The 21,144-nt window shown below is 49.4% G+C and carries 19 protein-coding genes, 1 pseudogene and 1 riboswitch; of the genes and pseudogenes, 7 read left to right on the top strand and 13 right to left on the bottom strand.

Features of this window, described 5'->3' with window-relative positions; genetic code table 11:
• Positions 1–226: pseudogene (locus ABEW73_RS00005) on the bottom strand (RNA-guided endonuclease TnpB family protein); the annotation flags it as partial.
• 4 nt (positions 227–230) lie between these two features.
• Entirely contained in the window at positions 231–629 is a 399-nt protein-coding gene (gene tnpA, locus ABEW73_RS00010) for an IS200/IS605 family transposase (RefSeq protein ID WP_430172922.1), read from the bottom strand.
• 353 nt (positions 630–982) lie between these two features.
• On the opposite strand from tnpA, the gene ABEW73_RS00015 reads away from it, so the two are divergent.
• A complete protein-coding gene (locus ABEW73_RS00015; RefSeq protein ID WP_430172957.1) occupies positions 983–1,678 on the top strand; it encodes a TIGR02206 family membrane protein in 696 nt (231 codons plus the stop codon).
• A 95-nt stretch (positions 1,679–1,773) separates the two neighbouring features.
• On the opposite strand, the gene ABEW73_RS00020 is transcribed toward ABEW73_RS00015, so the two are convergent.
• From ABEW73_RS00020 to ABEW73_RS00035, 4 genes are all read right to left on the bottom strand, one after another.
• The gene (locus tag ABEW73_RS00020) at positions 1,774–2,766 is read right to left on the bottom strand and encodes an aldose 1-epimerase (RefSeq protein WP_430172920.1); all 993 of its coding nucleotides are present in this window, start codon (positions 2,764–2,766) and stop codon (positions 1,774–1,776) included.
• A 135-nt stretch (positions 2,767–2,901) separates the two neighbouring features.
• Entirely contained in the window at positions 2,902–4,632 is a 1,731-nt protein-coding gene (locus tag ABEW73_RS00025; protein WP_430172918.1) for a glycerol-3-phosphate dehydrogenase/oxidase, read from the bottom strand.
• Positions 4,633–4,821: 189 nt separating this feature from the next.
• Positions 4,822–6,312 carry a glycerol kinase GlpK gene (gene glpK, locus ABEW73_RS00030; protein ID WP_430172917.1) on the bottom strand — a complete coding sequence of 497 codons (1,491 nt, stop codon included), beginning with the start codon at positions 6,310–6,312 and terminating at the stop codon, positions 4,822–4,824.
• Between the two features lie 69 nt (positions 6,313–6,381).
• Positions 6,382–7,584, bottom strand: coding sequence for an ROK family transcriptional regulator (locus tag ABEW73_RS00035; protein WP_430172955.1), 1,203 nt, complete (start codon positions 7,582–7,584; stop codon positions 6,382–6,384).
• A 431-nt stretch (positions 7,585–8,015) separates the two neighbouring features.
• Here ABEW73_RS00035 and ABEW73_RS00040 point away from each other — a divergent pair, with 431 nt between their 5' ends.
• The 4 genes from ABEW73_RS00040 (at position 8,016) to ABEW73_RS00055 (ending at position 12,481) form a co-directional block, all read left to right on the top strand.
• Complete coding sequence (locus tag ABEW73_RS00040; protein WP_430172915.1) at positions 8,016–9,278, top strand: ABC transporter substrate-binding protein; 1,263 nt, start codon at positions 8,016–8,018, stop codon at positions 9,276–9,278.
• A 47-nt stretch (positions 9,279–9,325) separates the two neighbouring features.
• Positions 9,326–10,267 (top strand): carbohydrate ABC transporter permease, encoded by a 942-nt coding sequence (locus ABEW73_RS00045; protein ID WP_076325068.1) that lies wholly within the window; start codon positions 9,326–9,328, stop codon positions 10,265–10,267.
• 16 nt (positions 10,268–10,283) lie between these two features.
• Positions 10,284–11,120 carry a carbohydrate ABC transporter permease gene (locus tag ABEW73_RS00050; RefSeq protein WP_430172914.1) on the top strand — a complete coding sequence of 279 codons (837 nt, stop codon included), beginning with the start codon at positions 10,284–10,286 and terminating at the stop codon, positions 11,118–11,120.
• Between the two features lie 398 nt (positions 11,121–11,518).
• Positions 11,519–12,481, top strand: a complete 963-nt coding sequence (locus ABEW73_RS00055) for a Gfo/Idh/MocA family protein (RefSeq protein ID WP_430172912.1) — start codon at positions 11,519–11,521, stop codon at positions 12,479–12,481.
• A gap of 138 nt (positions 12,482–12,619) precedes the next feature.
• On the opposite strand, the gene ABEW73_RS00060 is transcribed toward ABEW73_RS00055, so the two are convergent.
• The 5 genes from ABEW73_RS00060 to ABEW73_RS00080 all read right to left on the bottom strand — a co-directional run bounded on the left by ABEW73_RS00060 (position 12,620) and on the right by ABEW73_RS00080 (position 18,039).
• On the bottom strand, positions 12,620–14,044 hold the full coding sequence (locus ABEW73_RS00060) for an NAD-dependent succinate-semialdehyde dehydrogenase (RefSeq protein ID WP_430172911.1): 1,425 nt from the start codon (positions 14,042–14,044) through the stop codon (positions 12,620–12,622).
• Between the two features lie 177 nt (positions 14,045–14,221).
• Entirely contained in the window at positions 14,222–15,193 is a 972-nt protein-coding gene (locus tag ABEW73_RS00065; protein WP_430172910.1) for a siderophore ABC transporter substrate-binding protein, read from the bottom strand.
• A 200-nt stretch (positions 15,194–15,393) separates the two neighbouring features.
• Positions 15,394–16,152 (bottom strand): ABC transporter ATP-binding protein, encoded by a 759-nt coding sequence (locus ABEW73_RS00070; protein ID WP_076325073.1) that lies wholly within the window; start codon positions 16,150–16,152, stop codon positions 15,394–15,396.
• Positions 16,149–17,096 carry an iron chelate uptake ABC transporter family permease subunit gene (locus tag ABEW73_RS00075; protein ID WP_098747217.1) on the bottom strand — a complete coding sequence of 316 codons (948 nt, stop codon included), beginning with the start codon at positions 17,094–17,096 and terminating at the stop codon, positions 16,149–16,151. The genes ABEW73_RS00070 and ABEW73_RS00075 overlap by 4 nt, the downstream gene beginning before the upstream one ends.
• A complete protein-coding gene (locus ABEW73_RS00080) occupies positions 17,086–18,039 on the bottom strand; it encodes an ABC transporter permease (RefSeq protein WP_430172908.1) in 954 nt (317 codons plus the stop codon). Before ABEW73_RS00080 ends, ABEW73_RS00075 begins: the two co-directional genes overlap by 11 nt.
• 525 nt (positions 18,040–18,564) lie before the next feature.
• Here ABEW73_RS00080 and ABEW73_RS00085 point away from each other — a divergent pair.
• The gene (locus tag ABEW73_RS00085; protein WP_430172906.1) at positions 18,565–19,167 is read left to right on the top strand and encodes a nitroreductase family protein; all 603 of its coding nucleotides are present in this window, start codon (positions 18,565–18,567) and stop codon (positions 19,165–19,167) included.
• A 185-nt stretch (positions 19,168–19,352) separates the two neighbouring features.
• Positions 19,353–19,455, top strand: a riboswitch (TPP riboswitch).
• A gap of 86 nt (positions 19,456–19,541) precedes the next feature.
• Positions 19,542–20,147, top strand: a complete 606-nt coding sequence (locus tag ABEW73_RS00090) for a YkoF family thiamine/hydroxymethylpyrimidine-binding protein (RefSeq protein ID WP_430172904.1) — start codon at positions 19,542–19,544, stop codon at positions 20,145–20,147.
• 71 nt (positions 20,148–20,218) lie between these two features.
• Here ABEW73_RS00090 and ABEW73_RS00095 read toward each other — a convergent pair whose 3' ends face one another.
• Positions 20,219–20,317: a sporulation protein YjcZ gene (locus ABEW73_RS00095; RefSeq protein ID WP_076325078.1), complete on the bottom strand. Its 99-nt coding sequence runs from the start codon at positions 20,315–20,317 to the stop codon at positions 20,219–20,221.
• Positions 20,318–20,435: 118 nt separating this feature from the next.
• Positions 20,436–21,134 (bottom strand): nucleotidyltransferase domain-containing protein, encoded by a 699-nt coding sequence (locus ABEW73_RS00100; protein ID WP_430172902.1) that lies wholly within the window; start codon positions 21,132–21,134, stop codon positions 20,436–20,438.
• Positions 21,135–21,144: the final 10 nt, after the last annotated feature.

Raw genomic sequence — 21,144 nt, forward strand, 5'->3', positions numbered from 1 at the left:
GTTTCTTGATTTTACTGAAAATACTTTTGGCATCACGAATCGCTTGATTACAAACGGCAGACGGAAGAATGGTTTCTACATCTTTTGTAGTCATTTTCGGAAATGCCCCCAGTTGTTCAGCCCGTTCGGTTAGTTGATTGACTACCCGAATGTACTCCTTTCCCAATTGACCGAGAATGGCTGGTTGATCAGGAAATATGCGTATCTTAACGGTTAAAACTTGCATGTGTTCACCCCCTTTTCTTTTGTTCTTCAACATAACGCTTTACGGTTTCACTTGATACGTTTCCAGCTGTACTAACGAAAAAAGAACGTGTCCACAGACTAGGCAAATGAGCAAGATGCTCAAACTCCTGCCTTAATATTCGAGAGGTCACTCCTTTCACTTTTGCCATAACGTCTGATGGAGAATCGGTGGGAAGACAGTTCAGGAACAGGTGGACATGATCGGGCATCACTTCCATCGCCACAATAATCCAGTTATTCTGATGGCATATTTCAGCTAATAGTTCCTTGAATCGAATTTCCACTTGTTTTACTAACACTTTTCTTCGATAACGAGGGCAGAAAACAAAATGATAGTTAATGAGAGATACTGTTGTAGCTGTACGTCTATATTCTAGTCCCATAAAACAATTGTATCAGTTAAACTACACAACTGCAACGATTGGACAAAAAGAAAAGCACACGCACACGTGCTATGTGTTTGCCCTTCCCAACCCATGAAGGGATGTTCTGGCAAAGCCGTCTTTAAAACCGTGGCTTTCAGTCGGCAATCAATGTAATCGTAATGCTGCTGGCTTGATTGCTGTCCTTGTTGCCCCAATAATGCAATATATCCCTAATAAACTCCATATTATAGTAATATCAAATCAAAGGCTTATGAATATAGAGAGGATGATCACACATCGGTCCCTATTTTGATCCGAGATATCCGGAAGTTTTCACAGCTTTCTCCATCGAACATGGGATAGCTATTTTGGTGTTTATCGCCCTTGGCTTATTATTGTACCTGTTTAGGACCGCCATCGCCTCCAAGCCTTCTCTGCAAAAGACCGTGAGATGGGGGCTGCTTGGTGCACTTTCGTTACCCGAAGCCTCCCTTCATATCTGGTATACGTCAACGGGAATATGGGACCCCGCCACTTCGCTTCCATTGGAATTGTGCAGTTTGACCCTGTTTCTCTCCATCGCCATCCTGCTTACGGATGAACGCCGTCTATATCCGTTGGTTTACTTTGCCGGAATCGGAGGGGCCTTGCAGGCTATATTAACACCCAATCTGGGTTACCCTTTCCCACATTTCCGGTTCTTTCATTTCTTCATTGTCCATATCGCGATCCTATTGACGGCATTGTACATGACATGGGTCCGAGGATACCGTCCAACCTGGAAATCCATCGCCTGGACGATGGTCTTCCTGAACGTATCCGCAGTTGTTGTCGGTCTGGTCAACCTCGCTGTCGGCTCGAATTATATGTTCCTGATGCGCAAGCCGGACACCGCTTCGCTGCTGGACCTGCTGGGACCGCATCCCATATACATCCTCTTTGAGGAGCTCATTGCACTCGCGCTGTTTATCCTTATGTATATCGCCTTTTTTGCCATTCCGGATGGCTTGAAACGCAGTCGCCGCCGTAAACAGGAACAAACGTCTTTTTCTTCAAATGGCAGTTGAAGAAGGGCTCATAAAATATAAAGCGTATGGATGATAAACGCCCTGTGTATCCGGGTGCCAAAATCCATACGCTTTTTGTGGGAAAAGTCTTACTTCTAATCCTTGAGATACAGCCTTGAGGTTGCTTCCCAAATTTCGCCTGGAGCCAAACCGAACAGACCGATATCGTCCGCAGGCAAGTCCACGTTCGGTGCATTCACCAGGTTAATCTGCGGCTCGGGACAGAAGAACTTCCGGCTCGCCTTGTTGTTCCATACCATCCACTGCTTATACGAGTTGCCGACATCGTAAACGAACGTTTTACCAAGCTTGGTATCCGTCAATTCCATGCGGTTTCTGCCGTTTTGCGGGACGGCCGTGTAATGGTTGTCCATCGAATCGAAATAAGGATTTACGCCGCTTGTCCGAAGCAGCTCTTCTTCTGGCGTCTGAGTCTGGAACTTGCCTGTCGGCAGCATCCGCTCACTCATTTCCCACCGCTCGCCCATGGTAATTCTCACAACGCAATCATCCGCTGTGCTCTCGGGTGCAAACGGAGCGTTGATTGCCGTATGGAAGGCTAGCAGGCACGGCATGCTGCTAGTACCCAGATTACGAATAAACACATGCTGGGCCAATCCATCCTGATTCAGTGTATAGCGAAGCCGGAACGTGAACTGGTGCGGAAGCATGGCATATACGGGATGATTCTCATCAATGGTGACCGACACCACCACATAGCTTTCAGCCTCGCTGCTGCCAAAATCCTCGACGCTCCAAGGGATCGTATGTAAAAAGCCATGGAGGTGATTGCCCGTCGCTTCTTCGTTGATCGGAAACTGATAGGTTTGTCCATTCCATGGAAACCGGCCGTCCTCATAACGGTTAGGCGGAAAGAGAACAGGAATGCCGTGAACGCCAGGATTGGATTTGAATGCTTCCATTTCGTCTGCTTCCGGTTCGCGAAGGAACCGGTAACCGCTTTCGTTATCCCTAAAAGCGATGAGATTGCCTCCGATTTCAGGCAATATCGCCGCTTCGTAAGGGCCGTGCTGAAGCCAAACCGCGCGCTCTCCGTGATATGATCCTTCATACGCTTTGTGGTTCATCGGGTGATCTCTCCTCTCGTGTGTGAACGTATATAGATTATCATACCAGTGCCTTTACTTCTATATTTGAGGGGGGCTCGTCATCCCGAGTCATCCCTTCCCCCCTCACTTCGTCCGTTTAAAATCACATGACAATTAAGACGAAAGTTTCGTTTTAGAAGGGTTTTGCGGAATTGGAGCCGGGGCCGATTGTTCGCTTGCTGCCGGTTGTGTGGCCGAGACCAGCTCCTCATCCAGTTCCTTCGTGTATTCGAGGGTCTGCTGCTCGCTCCAATCCAGTAAGGTAGCCATATAATCAATCACGGGCATTTTCCATTTTCTCGTCCAATCGATATGAAATAACAAGGAACCCGTGCGACGGATGAAAAAGTCGGCCGGCTTTGCTGCCATCTCATGCTGAATCGCATACATCAGCGGAACCAGCACCGATACCGGAAGCGCCGCTGCTTCCGCCTGTTCGGAGCCCTCCTTGGCCAAGCGGAACAATTCCGACACGTTGGAGCCGTACATTCGCGCCCACTGCTCGGCGAGCTTACGGTCAATTCCTTGCGTGGCGCCGATCTCCGCCTGCTTGCGGACAAAATCAGGGAATTGGCCGGAGCCGCCAACCTGACCGCCGGAAATCGGCAGATTTTTCGTTACGCAGGCACCATACGCTTTCCCGCCATTCTCTTGGATCCGTTTTGCAACCAGATCGACGACGGTGGCGGCCATTTTGCGATAGCCGGTCAGCTTCCCTCCGGCAATGGTAATCAGGCCGGACGGGGACTCCCAAATTTCATCCTTGCGTGAAATTTCGGACGGGCTTTTGCCTTCCTCCAGTATAAGGGGCCGGACTCCCGCCCATCCCGATTCAACGTCTGCCGGACTTAGCTTCACGCCAGGGAACATGTAATGAATGGCTTTCAATATATAATCCCGGTCCTCCACTGTGATCAAGGGACGTACAGGATCAGCCTTGTAGACCGTATCGGTTGTTCCCACATAGGTCTTCCCGTCACGGGGAATAGCAAACACCATTCGGCCGTCAGGTGTATCAAAGTACACCGCTTGACGCAGCGGGAACTTGGATTGATCGATGACCAGATGAACCCCTTTGGTCAGCTGAAGCATTTTCCCCTTCTTGGACTTATCCATTTCGCGCACCTGATCCACCCAGGGCCCTGCCGCATTTACGATTTTGGTTCCGGATACAGGCTTGGTCCCGCCACCCAGCATATCCCGCACGGTGATGCCGGTGATTCGTCCATCCGCATCATAATTCAACGATTCGGCCTTTGCGTAATTGAACAGAACCGCCCCTCTGGAGGCTGCCTCCTTCATGACCTCCAGCGTCAGCCTGGCATCGTCCGTCCGGTATTCCACATAATAACCGCCGCCCTTAAGGCCTTCCTCTTTCAGAAGCGGCTCCCGCTTCAGCGTCTCGGATGCAGACAGCATGGAACGCCGCTCTCCCCGCTTTACACCAGCCAGGAAATCATACACCATCAGCCCGATGGAGGTGCTGAACCTCCCAAAGGTGCCACCACGGTGTATCGGCAGGAGCATCCACTCCGGCGTGGTAACATGCGGCCCATTCTCATACACAACGGCCCGTTCTTTCCCAACCTCGGCCACCATGCCGACTTCAAACTGCTTCAGGTATCGCAGTCCGCCATGCACCAGCTTGGTTGAACGGCTGCTCGTTCCTGCGGCAAAATCCTGCATCTCGACCAATAAAACCGACATCCCGCGCGTGACCGCATCCAGCGCAATCCCCGCACCGGTTATACCGCCGCCGATTACAATCAGATCAAAGGTTGCCTCTGCAATTTCTTGAAATCGATGCCTGCGTTCCAAACTTGAAAACGACTGTGCCTGCTTCACAATGAATCCCTCCCAGTATGATTTACCCTGTTTTTATCTATCCTTACCCTTCCAATGAAAAATGGCAGCAAAAAAGAGACCACGAAACACGCAGTAACAAACCCCATATCATGAGGTATTCCGCGCCTAGTGGTCTCTCCAAGTCTCCAGACATGTATTCACTTAATGATCATTATACCATAGAAAATGCTAATGAAAAGCCATTGCCGCATAAACGGCTTTTTTCCAGCCGCTGTATAATTGTTCCCTTACGTCTTCCCCCATAGTTGGCTTGAAGCTTTGCCCCATGCTCCATTTACTGCAGATTTCCTCCTGATCCTTCCAGAAGCCGACAGCGAGCCCCGCCAGGTAGGCGGCACCGAGTGCCGTTGTCTCCGTAATGTCCGGCCGTTCCACCGGAACATTCAGAATATCGCTTTGGAATTCCATGAGAAACGTGTTGGATACAGCCCCTCCATCCACCCGCAGGGATGTGATGCTATAACCCGAATCCTCTTCCATCACGGATAGAACATCCCGTGTTTGATAGGCAAGCGACTCCAGGGTTGCACGGATGAAATGCTCTTTCGACGTGCCTCGTGTCAGGCCGAAGACAGCCCCTCGAACATCGCTGTTCCAGTATGGGCTGCCAAGTCCAACAAAAGCCGGCACCACGTACACGCCCTCCGTCGAGTTGACCCGGCGCGCATAAGGCTCGCTGTCCTTCGCTTCGCGGAACATCCGAAGCCCGTCGCGCAGCCACTGGATCGCCGAGCCGGCCACGAACACGCTGCCCTCGAGCGCATACTGTACGCGGCCATCCAGTCCCCAGGCGATCGTCGTGATCAGCCCATGCTCGGATTTTACCGGCTGGTCGCCGGTATTCATCAGCATAAAGCTGCCGGTTCCGTAGGTTGTCTTCACCATGCCTTCCGAGAAGCAGGTCTGCCCGAACAGCGCCGCCTGCTGATCGCCGGCTGCTCCGGCAATTGGAACCTCGCGACCGAAGAAATGATAGGAAACGGTATTAGAATATATCTCGGAAGAAGGCCTGACTTCGGGCAGCATGGCCATAGGGATATCTAGGAGCTGCAGGAGTTCCTCATCCCATTTCAATTCATGAATGTTATAGAGCATCGTACGCGATGCGTTGGAATAATCGGTCACGTGCGCCTGGCCTCCGGACAGCTTCCAGATCAGCCAGGTATCGATGGTCCCCAATATAATGTCTCCGCGCTCGGCCCTCTCACGCGCACCGTCTACATGATCGAGGATCCATTTGATCTTCGTTCCCGAGAAATAAGGATCAATCAACAGTCCGGTCTTCTCCCGAACCATCCCGTCATGTCCGGCGGCAATCAGCTCCTCGCAGATGTCCGCCGTCTGGCGGGATTGCCAGACAATGGCGTGGTATATCGGTTCGCCGCTATTCCGGTCCCATACTACGGCCGTCTCCCGCTGATTCGTAATTCCGATTCCGGCAATCTGATCCGCCTTCACGCCCGCTTCGGATAAGCAGGTCGCAATGACCGCAAGAATGGAGCCCCATATTTCATTGGCATTCTGCTCCACCCAGCCCGGCTTGGGAAAATACTGCGGGAACTCCTTATGAGCCGAGTGCACGATTTCTCCTTCCTTGTTGAACAGAATCGCGCGCGAGCTTGTTGTTCCTTGATCAAGCGCCAGAATGTACTGCACCAATCAACTTCTCCCCTTCCGCATATGCATTTAACCAAAGATAACGTGCAGGTGGAAACGTTGTCAAATCCATTATTCCGTTAGGGAGAAACCTAGCAAGTCCTGCAGCAGGACTGAGGCCGCACCCATTAGCTTGTCTTCCTCGCCAAGGGAGGCCAAACCGAATACCATGTCCTCCTTCAGAATCGGCAGCGCATGCCGGTCTATATAGCTGCGAACCATTTCCAGCAAATTCGGATTTCCATGCGCCATATCCCCGCCCAGGATTAGCGCTTCGGGATTAAACATATTGACCAGATTGACGATGGCTGCTCCCAGAAGCTCCGCCACTTCCTCATTCAGATCCCTTGCCAGCTTGTCCCCTCTGCGAAGAGCTTCCTTGAATACGGACGGAACGATTTTACTGTAATCTCCCCCGCTCAGCTCCTGGATTAGCGTCGGTCTCCCCGTTGCGATTGCCGTAATCATTCGCGAATACACGGCCATCCAACTGATGTAACTGTCCAAGCAGCCTACATTGCCGCATTCGCAGCGGATGCCGCTGCGGTTTACGCTCGTATGCCCAAATTCGCCAGCACCGCCATGCTTGCCCCTTAGGAGATGATCGTTAATCAAAATACCGGAACCAAGCCCGTCGCCAATGGAGATATAAATCAGGTTCGCAAATGTGTAATCTCCAAAACGGCGTTCAGCCAGTACAACGGAATTCATATCGTTCTCCACCCAGGTCCGCAGCCCATAGCGCTCTTCCATAATCCGTTTCAACGGAACATCGGTCATGCGAAGTTTCGTGTTATAGCGCACCATGCCCTGACTATCACTCACAATGCCCGGCACGGTAACGGAAATCCCGACACACCGCTCCAAGTCTTCTTGTCCTGTCATGAAATCATCCATCCGGCTCAGCAGTCGTTCGATAACGGCTTCTCCTTGGAGTCCGGTTAGAGGATGCGTTTCCTTCTGGAGCACCTTCGCCTCCAGATTCATTCGGGCCAGCATCATGACCGAATTCGTTATCGCTACAGCGAACAAATAATGATTATCCGGATTGAATTTAAGCAGAATGGGTTTTCTTCCTCCGCTGGAGGAACCCGTTCCAATCTCGGAAACGTAGCCTTCCTTGATGAGCTCCTGTACGGCTGAGGCGACCGTGGAGGGACTCAGCCTGTTTTTTTTGGCCAGATCGATTCTGGAGATGGGTCCCTCTGTGCGGATCTTGTTCAGCACCATGGACCGGTTTAATGCCTGAATCAGCTTATGGTCACCTTTTTTCATATTGTTCAAGCAAGCTCAACCTCTCTATCGTTTCTTCGCATAGTGCGACTTTCTGTATCGGAAAAATGAGGATAGAATCACTATAACATGTTCCAGAAACGAATAAAAACTTATTCCATCATCCAAAATAAGTAGTCGCTTTTGATCTCATGCGAATTCGCTCATATTGTGAAAAAAAGAATTTAAACGGTTTTGAAATCGCTATCTTGAAAAATAATGGAGGGGATTATATAATCTTTCGCAACAGAAGCTGGTTGTTCTGTCAAGAAAGATAGCATATCGACGTTAACTTTTTTCGACTTATGGAATAACTATCGCTTTTTACATCACTTACATAAAGGGGGCGCATATGGGGTCCGATTCACTTCGAACAAGCCGTACGACCAACCACGCTTGATCAAAAATCATGTGAATTCAAGGAGGGTTATCTGATGAAAAAAAGAATGTCTGTCCTGATTTCGGTATTATTCGTGTTCACCGCGTTACTGTCTGCTTGCGGAGGCGGCAATGCCTCTGGAGGAGAAAACGGCAAGAAAGTCATCAGCGTCGCTCTATGGGACGAAAATGTGCGGGACACGCTGGACAAGTCCATTAAAATTTTCAATGAGAAGCACCCGAATGTTGAAGTGAAAGTGACTTACACCCCATGGGCCGATTATTGGACCAAGCTGAAAACCAGCCTCGCCGGTAACAGCGGTCCTGACGTCTACTGGATGAACGGTCCTAACTTTCATTCCTATGCCTCCTCCGGTCTGATCAAAGACCTGTCCCCCCTAATTGAACAAAGCGGTCTAGACACCTCGGTTTATACCGAAGCGCTCGTCGATATGTACACCTATCAGGGTAAACTTCACGGACTCCCTTACTTCCAGGATTCCGTTGGACTTTTTTACAATAAAGAATTGTTTGACCAAGCAGGTCTGCCATATCCCGACAAAAGCTGGACCTGGCAAACCGTCGAGGAGAACGCAGCCAAGCTGACGGATAAATCTAACGGCATATACGGCTTCATCGCACCGATCGACAGCCAAATCGGATATTACAACTTCATTGCCCAAGCGGGCGGATACGTCATCTCGGACGATAAGAAATCATCCGGATTCGATACACCCGAAGCACTATCGGCCTTCCAGTGGGAGCAGAGCTTGATTGAAAAAGGGTATTCCCCAAGCGCCCAGCAGCAGCTTGAAACGAAGTCCCGCCAATTGTTCGGCTCCGGCAAGGCCGCTATATTCCCAGGGATTTCGGTTAACTCCCCCGAGTTGTACAAGCTTCTCGGCGACAAACTCGGTGTCGCTGAACTTCCTGCCGGCAAGGAAAAGGCATCAATCGTTCATGGACTCAGCTGGGCCATCAACGGCAAGACCAAGGTCGAGCAGGAATCCTGGGAGCTGATTCAGATTCTTTCCGGCAAGGAAGGCCAGGAATTACTCGCCGAATCAGGCTTCTCGATGCCTGCGTACAAAGGAACGGAGGGCGGCTGGCTGAAGTCCATTCCATCTATTGATCTGCAGGTGTTCGTAGACAGCCTGGAGTTCGCCGTACCTTATCCCGTATCCCAGAAAACCGCAGAGTGGCAGGACGCTGAAGTGAAGGAAATTCAGGCGGCTTTCCTCGGAAAGAAATCGTTTGAAGAAGCACTGAAAAATGCCGGCGAACAGATGAATGCGATCCTTGCGACAGAAACGAAATGATGAGCAGCCGCTCCCAATACGGAAATTAAGAAAGGACGGTGCAGCCTGTGAGCTCTCCCATCACTGTGACCACAGAACCTCCTAAAACGACAACCAAGCGAAAGGTTGGGAAACTTGCCGTACACGAAGCTGTCTGGGGGTATATTTTCATTCTTCCAGTTGTACTGGGCCTCGGTCTGTTCTACATGGCACCTTCCGCAGCATCTCTATTCCTGTCGTTTACGTCGTGGGATGGACTAACTTCACCTCAGTTCATCGGATTCGATAACTTCGCAAATTTGATGAAGGACGACAAATTCACCGGTTCCTTGCTCAACACAATGCTGTATACCGTCGGTACGGTGCCATTATCCGTTGCACTCGCAACGGTGCTAGCCGTGCTCTTGAACCAGAAGATCAAAGGTATGGTATTCTACCGCACCCTTTATTTCATTCCCGTCATCACCATGCCGATCGCGGTCGGCATGGTATGGAAATGGTTATACAACTCCGAATTCGGATTGATCAACCATGTGCTGGGCGTCATGAACCTGCCGCAGCCCAACTGGCTGTTCGATGAGCGATTCGCCTTGTTCTCCATCGTGCTTGTCAGTGTCTGGAGCAGCATCGGATACAATGCCGTCATTCTGCTGTCCGGTCTGCAGGGCATCTCCGGCAGCTATTATGAAGCGGCTTCGCTTGACGGAGCGGGGACGTTGTATAAGTTTTTCCGAATTACACTTCCTCTGCTCACGCCCAGCTTATTCTTTGTCTTGGTCATGTCCTTCATCAATTCGTTCCAGGTGTTTGACCTGATCTTCATCATGATGGATCAACAGACCACGATGCTGGAATCCACTCGAACGGTTGTATACAGCATCTGGGAAGACGGCTTCAAATACTTCAACATGGGTTATGCTTCAGCGCAGGCCTTCATTCTGTTTATCGTTATTCTGATCATCACCATGGTCCAGATGTATATTCAGAAACGCTGGGTCCACTACCAATAACAGGAGGTGTGTAGACGTGAATACTTCAACCAATACGGGAAAAGCAAGCCGTCTGGCGGCCCACATCCTGTTAGCTGTCGGGGCGCTGCTCATGATTATGCCGTTTCTGTGGATGATATCCACATCCTTCAAGTCCTTTGCGGACTCCATGTCCGTTCCGCCCAAATGGCTGCCTGTGGACTGGCACCCGGACAACTACCTGCGGGTCATCCAAACCATCGACTTCGGTACCTACTACTTGAACACCATTATCGTGACGGTGGGACGAACGGCTGGCCAACTCATTCTGTGCTCCCTTGCAGCCTATGCGTTTGCCAGCTTGAGATTCCCTTTCAAGAACGCCATCTTTCTCGCGCTCCTGGCCGTGTTGATGGTCCCTTCCCAGGTCGTTATGATTCCGAGCTTTGTCATCATGCGCGAGTTCAATTGGCTGGACACATTCTATGTACTGATCATACCCGGCATATTCAGTGCCTTCGGTACATTCTTACTGAGACAGTTCTTTATGACGCTGCCGAAGGATCTGGAAGAAGCCGCCAAAATTGACGGCTGCAGTTACTTCCGGATTTACTGGAATATTTACTTGCCTTTATCCAAGGCGGCTCTCGTCTCCCTGGCGATCTTCACCATATTAGCCTCATGGAACGATCTTCTGTGGCCGCTCATCATGACGAGCTCTGAGGAGATGCGCGTGCTTTCGATCGGGATATCCAGCTTCCAGGGACAGCATTCCACCGATTACCCGCTGCTGATGGCAGGCGCCCTAATGGCTACCCTTCCCATCATCATTCTGTTTATCTTCCTGCAGCGTTACTTCATTGAAGGCATTGCCATGAACGGGATTAAGGGATAGAACTCGGAAAGCACGAACCATGCAGAAAAAAGAGTGGACGGAAATGTTACAGGGTTAGTTATTGGAGCAGGCACCCTAGAAAGAATCCATGGTGCTGCCTATGCTTCGATCCCGGGCTTTTGCCGGCATTGCGGATATCCGATCCGGGTGGAGGAAGCGCAGCAGAGTTAGCGGACAGACATGGCGTACAGGCCTATGCTTTATTCGAAACAGCGGCACAGAAGGCGTACTCGTGGTATTTGAGGAGGTCTTCTGTGCTTTTTATCATTGCGGGTCCGTCAATCTAGGTTCAAATGAATGCTTGAATAATATGGATAGCGGGGCTATAATCACGTGTGAGTAATCGAGTTACCGGAATATGTAACCATCATCTTATACGATCAGGAGTGAGGCAACCTATGATTAAAGCAGGCGTGCTAGGAGCGGGAGGCATGGGCGCCGTCCATATCAAAAACCTTCACGGGAACGAACACGTTCAGCTGGCTGCAATATGCGATACCAATGAAGCGTTAGCGCAGCAGCAGGCCGAACTGTACGGCACAGCTTATTATACAGACGGCAGCACGATGCTGGAGCAAGAGCAGCTGGATGTGCTGTATGTATGCATTCCGCCATTTTGCCATGGTGATATCGAAGAACAGGCAGCCGCAAAGGGTATTCACCTGATGGTGGAGAAGCCGCTGGGACTGGACGCCCAGTCCGTCCGCCACAAAGCCAGGGTCATTGCTGAAAGCGGAATCATTGCAGCTTCCGGCTACTGTCTTCGGTACCTGGACACCGTTGCAATCGCCAAAGATTTTCTCAAGGACAAGAAGATCGGCATGGTTCGCGCCCACTACATAACAACGCCTGTACCGACTCCTTGGTGGCGGAAGAAGGCATTATCCGGCGGACAGCTGGTTGAGCAATCCACGCACACCATGGATCTGGTTCGCTACCTGTGCGGCGATATCACCCGCCTGTATGCCGATATGAAGCTGCTGCTGGTAGACGACATTCCGGACCTCGACATTCCGGATGTGGGCGCCATCCAATTCGTGTTGGATTCCGGAGCCGTCGGCCATATGCAAACTGGATTTATCCAGTTCGATCACCGCAGCGGAATCGAGATCATGGGCCGCGACTTCCGCGTCGTGCTGGACGGAACCACGCTCTCCATTGTAGACAAGGAGAAGGAAATCGTGTACCGCAGCAAAACGGACTTTTACAAGAACCTAACCAACGCCTTGATTGACGCCATTCGTAACAACGATCCGAGCCTAGTCCTGGCATCTTATGAAGACGGCTTCAAGACGCTGGAAGTGACGCTTGCCGCCGATGAATCCGCGGAAACTGGCAAACCCATCATCCTGCAACCATAATAAAAAAGGGGCATACTCATGGTCTGAATACCTTGAGCATGCCCCTTAATTTTGAATTGGCATGGAGTAGCGCAGTAAGATATATGCTGTCAATCCACCCGTTTCGCGTTCTTGTGCAAAGATATACTCGCCCCGCTCTTATAAACCAAGCGAAATATACTTCACCTCCAGGAACTCATCCATTCCGTAGTGCCCGCCTTCTCGGCCGAGCCCACTCTCTTTGAATCCGCCGAATGGCGCTTGCGCCGTCGAAGGTACTGGATCATTGACACCCACAATCCCGTAATCCAGCGATTCCGCTATGTGAACCGCTTCGCCTAGATTCTGTGTAAATACATAGGCGGCTAAGCCATAAGGACTGTTATTGGCACGCTGCACCGCTTCGTCTATCGTCCGGAAAGTGGTAATCGGCGCAAGGGGGCCGAAGGTTTCCTCGTTCATACACTCCATGTCATCGGTTGCGTTCATGATGACCGTCGGCTCAATATAATTGCGACCCAGCTCAGATAATGCTTGACCTCCTGCCAGTATGACTCCGCCCTTCTCTTCCGCGTCCTTGATCTGTCTTACGACTTTATCCACAGCGTCCCGGTTAATCAAAGGACCGATATCAACGCCATTCTCCAGTCCATTTCCTACCTTCAATTGTTTGACTAGCTCAGCAAACTTCGCGGCAAATTCCTGTGCAATGCCTTCCTGAACATATACACGGTTGGCACACACGCAGGTCTGTCCCCCATTGCGGAATTTAGAGGAGATTAATCCGACAGCTGCTTGGTTCAGGTCAGCCTGATCCGTCACAATAAACGGTGCATGACCGCCAAGCTCCAGCGATATTTTCTTGACGTTAGCGGCAGCTCCGGCCATCAGCTGTTTCCCCACCTCGGTTGATCCCGTAAAAGACAGTTTTCTTACGCGGCTGTCCGCCTGCCACACGCCGGAAATGTCGCTTGAAGATCCAGTTACGATGTTAATGACCCCGGCAGGAATACCGGCCTGATCGGCAAGCTCCACCAGCTTGATGGCCGTGAATGGCGTCTCACCGGATGGCTTGATCACCACAGTACAGCCGGCGGCCAGTGCAGGCGCCACCTTACGGGTAATCATGGAGGCCGGAAAGTTCCACGGCGTAATTGCTGCTACGACGCCAACGGGCTGCTTCGTTACAATGATGCGTTGGCGGCTGGATGATCCGGGTATGGTCTCACCGTAGATTCGTTTGCCTTCCTCCGCATACCAGGACACAAAGCTGTTGGCATATTGTATCTCGCCCGCAGCTTCCTTCAGCGGTTTCCCCTGCTCTGTGGTCATAATCCGCGCCAATTCATCCGTATGCTCCGCTATGAGCTGGTGCCAGCGGCGCAGCAGTTCCCCTCGCTCATTCGCCGTTCTGCGGGACCATGCCGGAAAAGCATCGGCTGCCGCATCGACGGCCAGGGCAGCTTCCTTCTTGCCGGCCTTGGACACGGTAGCTATCGCCTTGCCATCCGCCGGATTATATACATCCATCTGTTCTTTGGTCTGAATCCATTCTCCAGCAATATAGATTTGATTTCGAAACATAGTAAAGACCTCCTCATCGTCTCTTCATGGCTGCAAGTGTCTGTTGATTATCATCTTGTAAGGTTACGAATCGTCCTTCTTATTATCCGTTACCCACTTACCCTAATGCAAAAAAATAAAACACCGGAGCTCATGTGAAAGCTCCAGTGTTCCTATATTCATAACGACTTCGCTAACTTATTTAATCGCTGCGTCTACTTCCGTGATCATCTCGGATACGGACGTCAGGCCGCCACCGGAAAGATACCAGAAATCCGGATTCAAGTAAACGATGTTACCCTCTTTCGCCGCGTTTGTTGTATTCACAAGCTCGTTCTCAACGACCGCTTTAGCGCCTGAATCCCCTTCGCCTGTGGCAACCGCTGCACCACGATCGACAACAAAGAGATAATCCGGGTTCATCTCAACGATGTACTCATTCGAAATGTCTTTACCATGTGTGCTGACTTCAATGTTAGGATCTACAGCTCCGAAACCGAACACGTCGTGCAGAAGGCCAAAGCGGGAACCTGGTCCGTATGCACTGATTTTGCCTTCATTAGCCAGGATGATCAATGCCTTCTTGCCGGTTGCTGTAGCTTTTTCATTCAAAGCTTTGATGTTCTCGTCAATTGTAGCAAGCTCTTTTTCAACTTCTGCTTCTTTACCAAAGATTTGACCCAGCGTGTTCATGTTTGCTTTAAAGGATTCCATGTATTTGCTTGTATCCACACCCAGGAAGATGGTTGGGGCAATTTTGCTGAGTTCATCATACGCATCTTGCTGTCTGCCGGAAATGATGATCAGATCCGGTTTAATGCTGTTGATTTTCTCGAAGTCAGGCTCTTTCAAGCTGCCCACATTCTCATATTTCTTGTCTTCGAATTTGGACAGGTAGGCCGGGACATTTGCTTGGGGTACGCCCAGAACCTCAACGCCCAGTTTATCGACAGAGTCCAGAATACCAAAATCGAAAACAACGACGCGGGAAGGATTCTTCTTCACTGGTGTTTTGCCCAGTTGATGGGTAATCGTGATTTCATCGGTTGCAGCCGGTGTATCTCCAGCTGCATCTCCGCCGCCTGCGCCGCTTGTTTTATCGTCTTGACCACAAGCCGCGAGTACAAGCGTGAACATTGCTACCATAAATAAAGCCAACCATTTTTTCATTATTTTACACCCCATTTTTATATTTAAAAGCTTTCATAATTCAACATATATTTGAATTTGTGGTTGAATATGTAATTTAATGCGAACAGACTAAACCATGCCGTCCTGTAACCAAGGCAGCCCTGTCCTTGTATATGATTAAGGATTCCGTGCTTCTGTTCCCCCAGAATCCTTATCCCCTCTCACTACTACCATGTCCCCTAGCCATAGTAGACGCATACCCGATTGTCATTAATCTCTTCGATCTCAATGTCCATGTCATAGATTCCGCGAAGCACATTGCTTTGAATGATGTTCTCGGTCTTCCCTTCGCTTTCAATGGCTCCATCCTTCAATGCCACGATGTAATCCGAATAGAAGGAAGCGAAGTTGATGTCATGAATCACGATTACAATCGTCTTGTTCAGATCAGCGACAAGCTTTCTAAGAATCTTCATAATCTGTACGGAATGTTTCATGTCCAGATTGTTCAGAGGCTCATCCAGCAGGATATATTCTGTATTCTGGGCGATTACCATCGCAATGTAAGCACGCTGGGTCTGACCGCCGCTGAGCTGATGAAGATATTTATGCTGCATATCCCCAAGCTCCATATAAGATATCGCCTCATCTACGTATTTCTCATCTTCCGCGTTCAATCTGCCCTGAGAGTAAGGAAAACGACCGAAGGATACAAGCTCACGCACCGTCAGACGGAGGCTGATATGGTTGGATTGTTTCAGGATGGAAACCTTCTTCGCCAGATCGCCGCTCTTCCATTGGCTAACCTCTTTACCGTCCACCGTAATTTGTCCGCTGTCCTTCCCTGTTAATCTGCTAATCATGGACAGCAAGGTACTCTTGCCGGCACCATTCGGGCCGATAAAGGAAGTGATTTGACCTTTCGGGATCGTAACCGACACGTTATCAACGACTTTTTTGCCGCCATAGACTTTCGATACGTTCGTAACCTGGATCATGCTTTACTCTCCTTTAGTAGCAGGTATATGAAGTAGACACCGCCGATGAAGTTGATAATGACGCTGAGCGTGGTAGAGAACGTAAACACCCGCTCTACAACCAATTGACCGCCTACCAATGCAATAATGCTAATCAGTATGGATGCTGCAATTAAATACGAATGCCTGTATGTCTTCATAACTTCGTACGCAACATTGACAACCAGGAGCCCGAGGAATGTGATCGGCCCTACCAAAGCGGTAGCCACCGAGATTAGAACGGCAACCACAATCAGAAGCCGCTTCACAACATAATCATAATTCACACCGAGATTGATCGCCTGCTCACGGCCAAGTGCCAGCACGTTCAGGTACTTGGCAAATCGGGCAAAGTACAGCAATGTCAGCACAACGACAATGACGGAAAGGACCAGAAGCTCGGTCTTCACATTGTTAAAGCTGGCAAACATCTTGTCGGCCACAAACTGGAACTCGTTCGGGTCAATCAGTACCTCCATAAAGGAAGACATGCTGGAGAACAGGGTTCCAAAAATCATGCCGATTAGCAGCAGGAAGTAAATGTTGTTTCCTTCCCTTTTGAACAGGATCTTGTATAAGACTCCGGCAAACAGGATCATCCCGCCGACGTTGATCAGAAAGTTAACGTTGCTGCCCAGTTTATACAGTGTGAAGGATCCGAAGACGAAAATGACGGTGGTCTGGATCAGTACATATAAGGAATCTAATCCCATAACGCTTGGCGTCAGTATCCGGTTATTCGTGACCGTTTGAAACACCGTGGTAGACAGAGCAATCGCTCCGCCGGTCAGAATAATGGCAAGCACCTTCTTGATTCTTCTTGGAAGCGCGTAATCCCAATTGCCGCCAAGATCAATGAACAGAAAGACTGCCACCAGGATGATTGCCGCTGCGGCCAACAGGCCGAGTTTGGCTTTATAAGTCATAAGCCTTTCTCCTCATCAGTAAGAAAATGAATATACCGCTTCCGAGTACGCCCACGGTTAGACTAATCGGAATTTCATAGGGATAAATAATGATCCGGCCCAGGATGTCACAGAACAGTACGAACCCGGCCCCCAGCAGCGCGGTATGCGAAAGGCTTTTTTTCAAGTGGTCTCCTAAGTACAAACTGACAATATTAGGTATGATCAGACCAAGAAACGGAATCACGCCGACCGTCAGCACGACAGATGCCGTAACCAGCGCCACGATGACCAATCCCAGATTCACAACTCTCCGGTAGTGAAGACCCAGGTTAGTTGCAAACTCCTCTCCCATTCCGGCCACCGTAAACTTGTTGGCGAACAGATACGCCAGAATCAAAAGCGGGATACTAATATAGAGCATTTCATACTGGCCCTTCATGATCATGGAAAAATCACCCTGAAGCCATGCGGACATATTCTGAATAAGATCATATTTGTAAGCAAAGAAGGTGGCTATCGAACTGACGATATTACCAAACATCAGCCCTACGAGCGGGATGAAGATCGCATCCTTGAACTTAATCCGATCCAGTATCTTCATGAAGATAAAGGTTCCTGCCAGAGCGAATACAAATGCCACCAGCATTTTGGTAAGCGGACCGCTTGTCGTGAAGACGAGCATGGCTACCAAAATCCCCAATCTGGCAGAGTCCATCGTACCTGCCGTGGTCGGCGATACGAACTTATTGCGGCTGAGCTGCTGCATGATCAATCCGCAGATACTCATGCTGACACCCGCCAATATGAGACTGACAAGCCTAGGAATCCGGCTTACAAGCATAATATGCTGTTGTTGTTCTGTCATCGAGAACAGTTGCAGTGGCGAGATATCTTTAACTCCAATAAATAATGAGATTATCGAGAGTACCACAACGGCTGCAAATAAGTATCTAATCTTCATGGCTCTTCCTTCTATGCGTATGTCTCTAAATATCCGGGATCTCGCAATTTCCAACACCATTCTCATTGAGATTGATTATCAATCGCGCTCTGATATGCATTATATCATCCTCATTCTGGCTCGACAAGTGTAATTGAGAATCAAAATCAATTAATTTGTTCATACTTGTATATTTTGTTCATGAATTGTTCATAATGTGAAGTTTCGAGAAGACATAAGCTAATGTCCTCAGGCAGGAAGCACTCCTTTCGTTTAAACCTCCATATAATGAAGCTTCTCTAGAAACCAGACGGATTCAATTCATATGAAATAGTTTAGGAAAATAATATGTATTCAAAAGTCGTTGACAATTACTCTAAGTTATATTAACATACTAACATAAATATTATTCCTAACTAAACGTAAGTTAATGTGGAATGATAATTAAAAATATTGCTAATAAGCAAATTGCATATTTGCTTGAAGGAGAGGACATCTTTTTATCAGGCGTATGCAAATTCGATTACACCAGGAGGTTTTTTTTCAATGTCTAAAGATTTCTCAGCTGCACTCAAAAATCGCCGTTCTTATTACGGGATTAGCAAAGAATCCGTAATCTCGGACGAACGTATTCAGGAAATCGTAAACGAAGCGGTTAAGTATACCCCGTCTTCTTTCAACTCCCAAAGTGCACGCGTCGTTGTATTGCTTGGCGAACAGCACGATAAATTGTGGAACATCACGGAAGGCATTCTGAAGGAAGTCGTTGGCGATGAAGAAGCATTCAAATCCACTGCCGACAAAATGGGCGCATTCCGCGCTGGTTACGGTACGGTATTGTTCTTCGAGGACAACAACGTCATTGCCGGTCTGCAACAAAACTTTGCCGCTTATGCCGACAACTTCCCGGTTTGGTCCAACCAATCCAACGGCATGCTGCAATTTGTAGTATGGACATCCCTTGAAGCAGAAGGTCTGGGTGCATCCCTGCAGCACTACAACCCGCTGATCGACGAAAAAGTAAAATCCGAATGGAACATCCCGGAAAACTGGAAGCTGCTTGCTCAAATGCCTTTCGGTAAGCCGGTTGCTGAACCAGGCGAAAAAGAATTTGCACCACTTGAAGATCGCGTAAAAGTATACAACTAATTAAATAGATGAAAAAGGCCGCCTCCCTAAGTTCCAGTAACTTGGATAGGCGGTCTTTTTATAAGGGCAAAGATTGAAAAATCGATCACTAAACGATACAATTAGTCAGGTAAGAACCCTCGAACTTCTAAGATAATAGAAGCTCCGGGCAAACTTGCGATAACCAACTCAACTACATAGGATGTTGGCTGTACTAGGGGTGCCATGTGCTGAGAGACGGCGTTTTGCCGTTAACCCTTAACACCCGATCTAGGTCATACTAGCGTGGGGAAGTGTAGCATTTATGTTTATTTCTTTTCATAGGCATAACTGCACTTTCTTCATGGGGTGCGGTTTTTTTGCGTGTGGACTTATATCATAGGGAGGAAATAACAATGAATGAGCTTGTATGCGGAACCAGTCGGATCGTCGGGTGCCGGTTCTCGGTATTTCCCATGACGGACCGGTTTGTGGAGGTCATCATGGGCGCGCTACAATCCGTGGATACGGGGAAGGTGTGGGTTCAGACAGATGATGTGAGCACCTGTATTCGCGGACGTGCAGAGCATGTTTTTGATGTTACAAGGGCGATATTCGCCCATGCTGCGGCGAGTGGCGTGCACACCGTTTTTAATGGTACTTATTCCATCGGTTGCCCTGGAGATACGGACGCCGATGTATATATGACTGAGGATTCGACTCTCTTAAACAGCGACATCGGGGAACATGCCGATATTGAGACTGCCTGCCAATTCGCTCTTTACCCCATGGGTACCGATAACTACATGGATGTCATCTACGATGAAGTTCATCGTGCGAAGGCAGCTGGGACATTCGCCGGAAGCGTTCATTACGCCAGCCGATTGGACGGGGCACTGGCCCAGGTGTTTGGAGCGCTTAAAGAGGCGTTTTTACATGCGATTCAATCCGACAGCAGCCATTTGGTCATGACTGCAGTTGTGTCCGCACACAGCCCTTCGGTCAAAGCCGCATCGAATTGAGTTCTATTGAGGCAGACAAAAGCCCGGCAAGCACCGGGCTTCCTGTCACTACTGCCAAGAAGCTTGACGGTTTAAACCCAAGCACTCAAGATGATTACGAGCAGGATAAAGAGAACCAAAATAATTCCTACAGAATTGTTCCATCCACCGCCGCCATATACTCCGCTCATGAAAATCCCCTCCTGGATTTAAAGAATGAAGTGATGTAATCACACTATTAAAGTATTGCCCGCGTCGTGCTAGCGTCACGGCTAATGTACCCCTCTTTTTTATATTGGCAAGGAAATTTTATTCCTCATAACCGATGAGAAGCTTGCCTCCGTACGGACGGAGCATTTCCTCGGTGAATGCGATTAGAACTGAAGGATCATCCTGGCGATACATCGCCGCGAGCGCTGCTTCCAATCGTTCTCCCAAGATCGAGTCATAGCAGTTGAACAGGCGGAACAGTGTTTTCCCTTCACCGGTCCACTCCCGGTTCACCCTAAGTACAAAATCACAGAGAATCGCCGCTATTTTGTGCACCGTAAACCATTTTTCGCCATCCCTTCGGGGACTGTTCAAATCCAGCATGTACTCGGTTAGCATATAACGGTACTCGTCAATGTCGTTTAGCGTCAAGGGCATGGGTCCGTAATTCAAGTCGCTTCGGGCTTCCGCCCGCACCTCTTCCCCCTCAGGCAGCGCACGCAGCACCGTCCCTTCTACGACCATCCGCTGCAATGAAGGATTCGCCGCGCTCACTCCCTCGTCGAAATATTCGCGATAGGAGGATAAAGACAATATAAATATTTCCGCGATCCACCCATGTACCTCTATCGTCTTCCTCCTGAAATCATAACTATCTCGCTCAATGACCATGATGTCCAAATCGGATTGTTCATTATATTCGCCTCTGCTCGCGCTGCCGCCAAGCACAGCTAGCAAACAGTGGGGATAATCGTGTTGAATGATGCGTTCCGCTGCTTCTACCGGTTCCATCCTCATGACGTTTCCT

Source organism: Paenibacillus lautus (assembly GCF_050482385.1).
Taxonomy (GTDB): domain Bacteria; phylum Bacillota; class Bacilli; order Paenibacillales; family Paenibacillaceae; genus Paenibacillus_AQ; species Paenibacillus_AQ lautus_B.

Bases quoted from the DNA above. Each gene is read 5' to 3' on its own strand.
- ABEW73_RS00090 (WP_430172904.1), top strand. From the start codon at position 19,542: ATGAATGAGCTTGTATGCGGAACCAGTCGGATCGTCGGGTGCCGGTTC.
- ABEW73_RS00035 (WP_430172955.1), bottom strand. From the start codon at position 7,584: ATGAAAAAAGGTGACCATAAGCTGATTCAGGCATTAAACCGGTCCATG.
- ABEW73_RS00095 (WP_076325078.1), bottom strand. From the start codon at position 20,317: ATGAGCGGAGTATATGGCGGCGGTGGATGGAACAATTCTGTAGGAATT.
- tnpA (WP_430172922.1), bottom strand. From the start codon at position 629: ATGGGACTAGAATATAGACGTACAGCTACAACAGTATCTCTCATTAAC.
- ABEW73_RS00020 (WP_430172920.1), bottom strand. From the start codon at position 2,766: ATGAACCACAAAGCGTATGAAGGATCATATCACGGAGAGCGCGCGGTT.
- ABEW73_RS00070 (WP_076325073.1), bottom strand. From the start codon at position 16,152: ATGATCCAGGTTACGAACGTATCGAAAGTCTATGGCGGCAAAAAAGTC.
- ABEW73_RS00075 (WP_098747217.1), bottom strand. From the start codon at position 17,096: ATGACTTATAAAGCCAAACTCGGCCTGTTGGCCGCAGCGGCAATCATC.
- ABEW73_RS00085 (WP_430172906.1), top strand. From the start codon at position 18,565: ATGTCTAAAGATTTCTCAGCTGCACTCAAAAATCGCCGTTCTTATTAC.
- ABEW73_RS00060 (WP_430172911.1), bottom strand. From the start codon at position 14,044: ATGTTTCGAAATCAAATCTATATTGCTGGAGAATGGATTCAGACCAAA.
- ABEW73_RS00080 (WP_430172908.1), bottom strand. From the start codon at position 18,039: ATGAAGATTAGATACTTATTTGCAGCCGTTGTGGTACTCTCGATAATC.
- ABEW73_RS00055 (WP_430172912.1), top strand. From the start codon at position 11,519: ATGATTAAAGCAGGCGTGCTAGGAGCGGGAGGCATGGGCGCCGTCCAT.
- ABEW73_RS00065 (WP_430172910.1), bottom strand. From the start codon at position 15,193: ATGAAAAAATGGTTGGCTTTATTTATGGTAGCAATGTTCACGCTTGTA.
- ABEW73_RS00040 (WP_430172915.1), top strand. From the start codon at position 8,016: ATGAAAAAAAGAATGTCTGTCCTGATTTCGGTATTATTCGTGTTCACC.
- ABEW73_RS00100 (WP_430172902.1), bottom strand. From the start codon at position 21,134: ATGAGGATGGAACCGGTAGAAGCAGCGGAACGCATCATTCAACACGAT.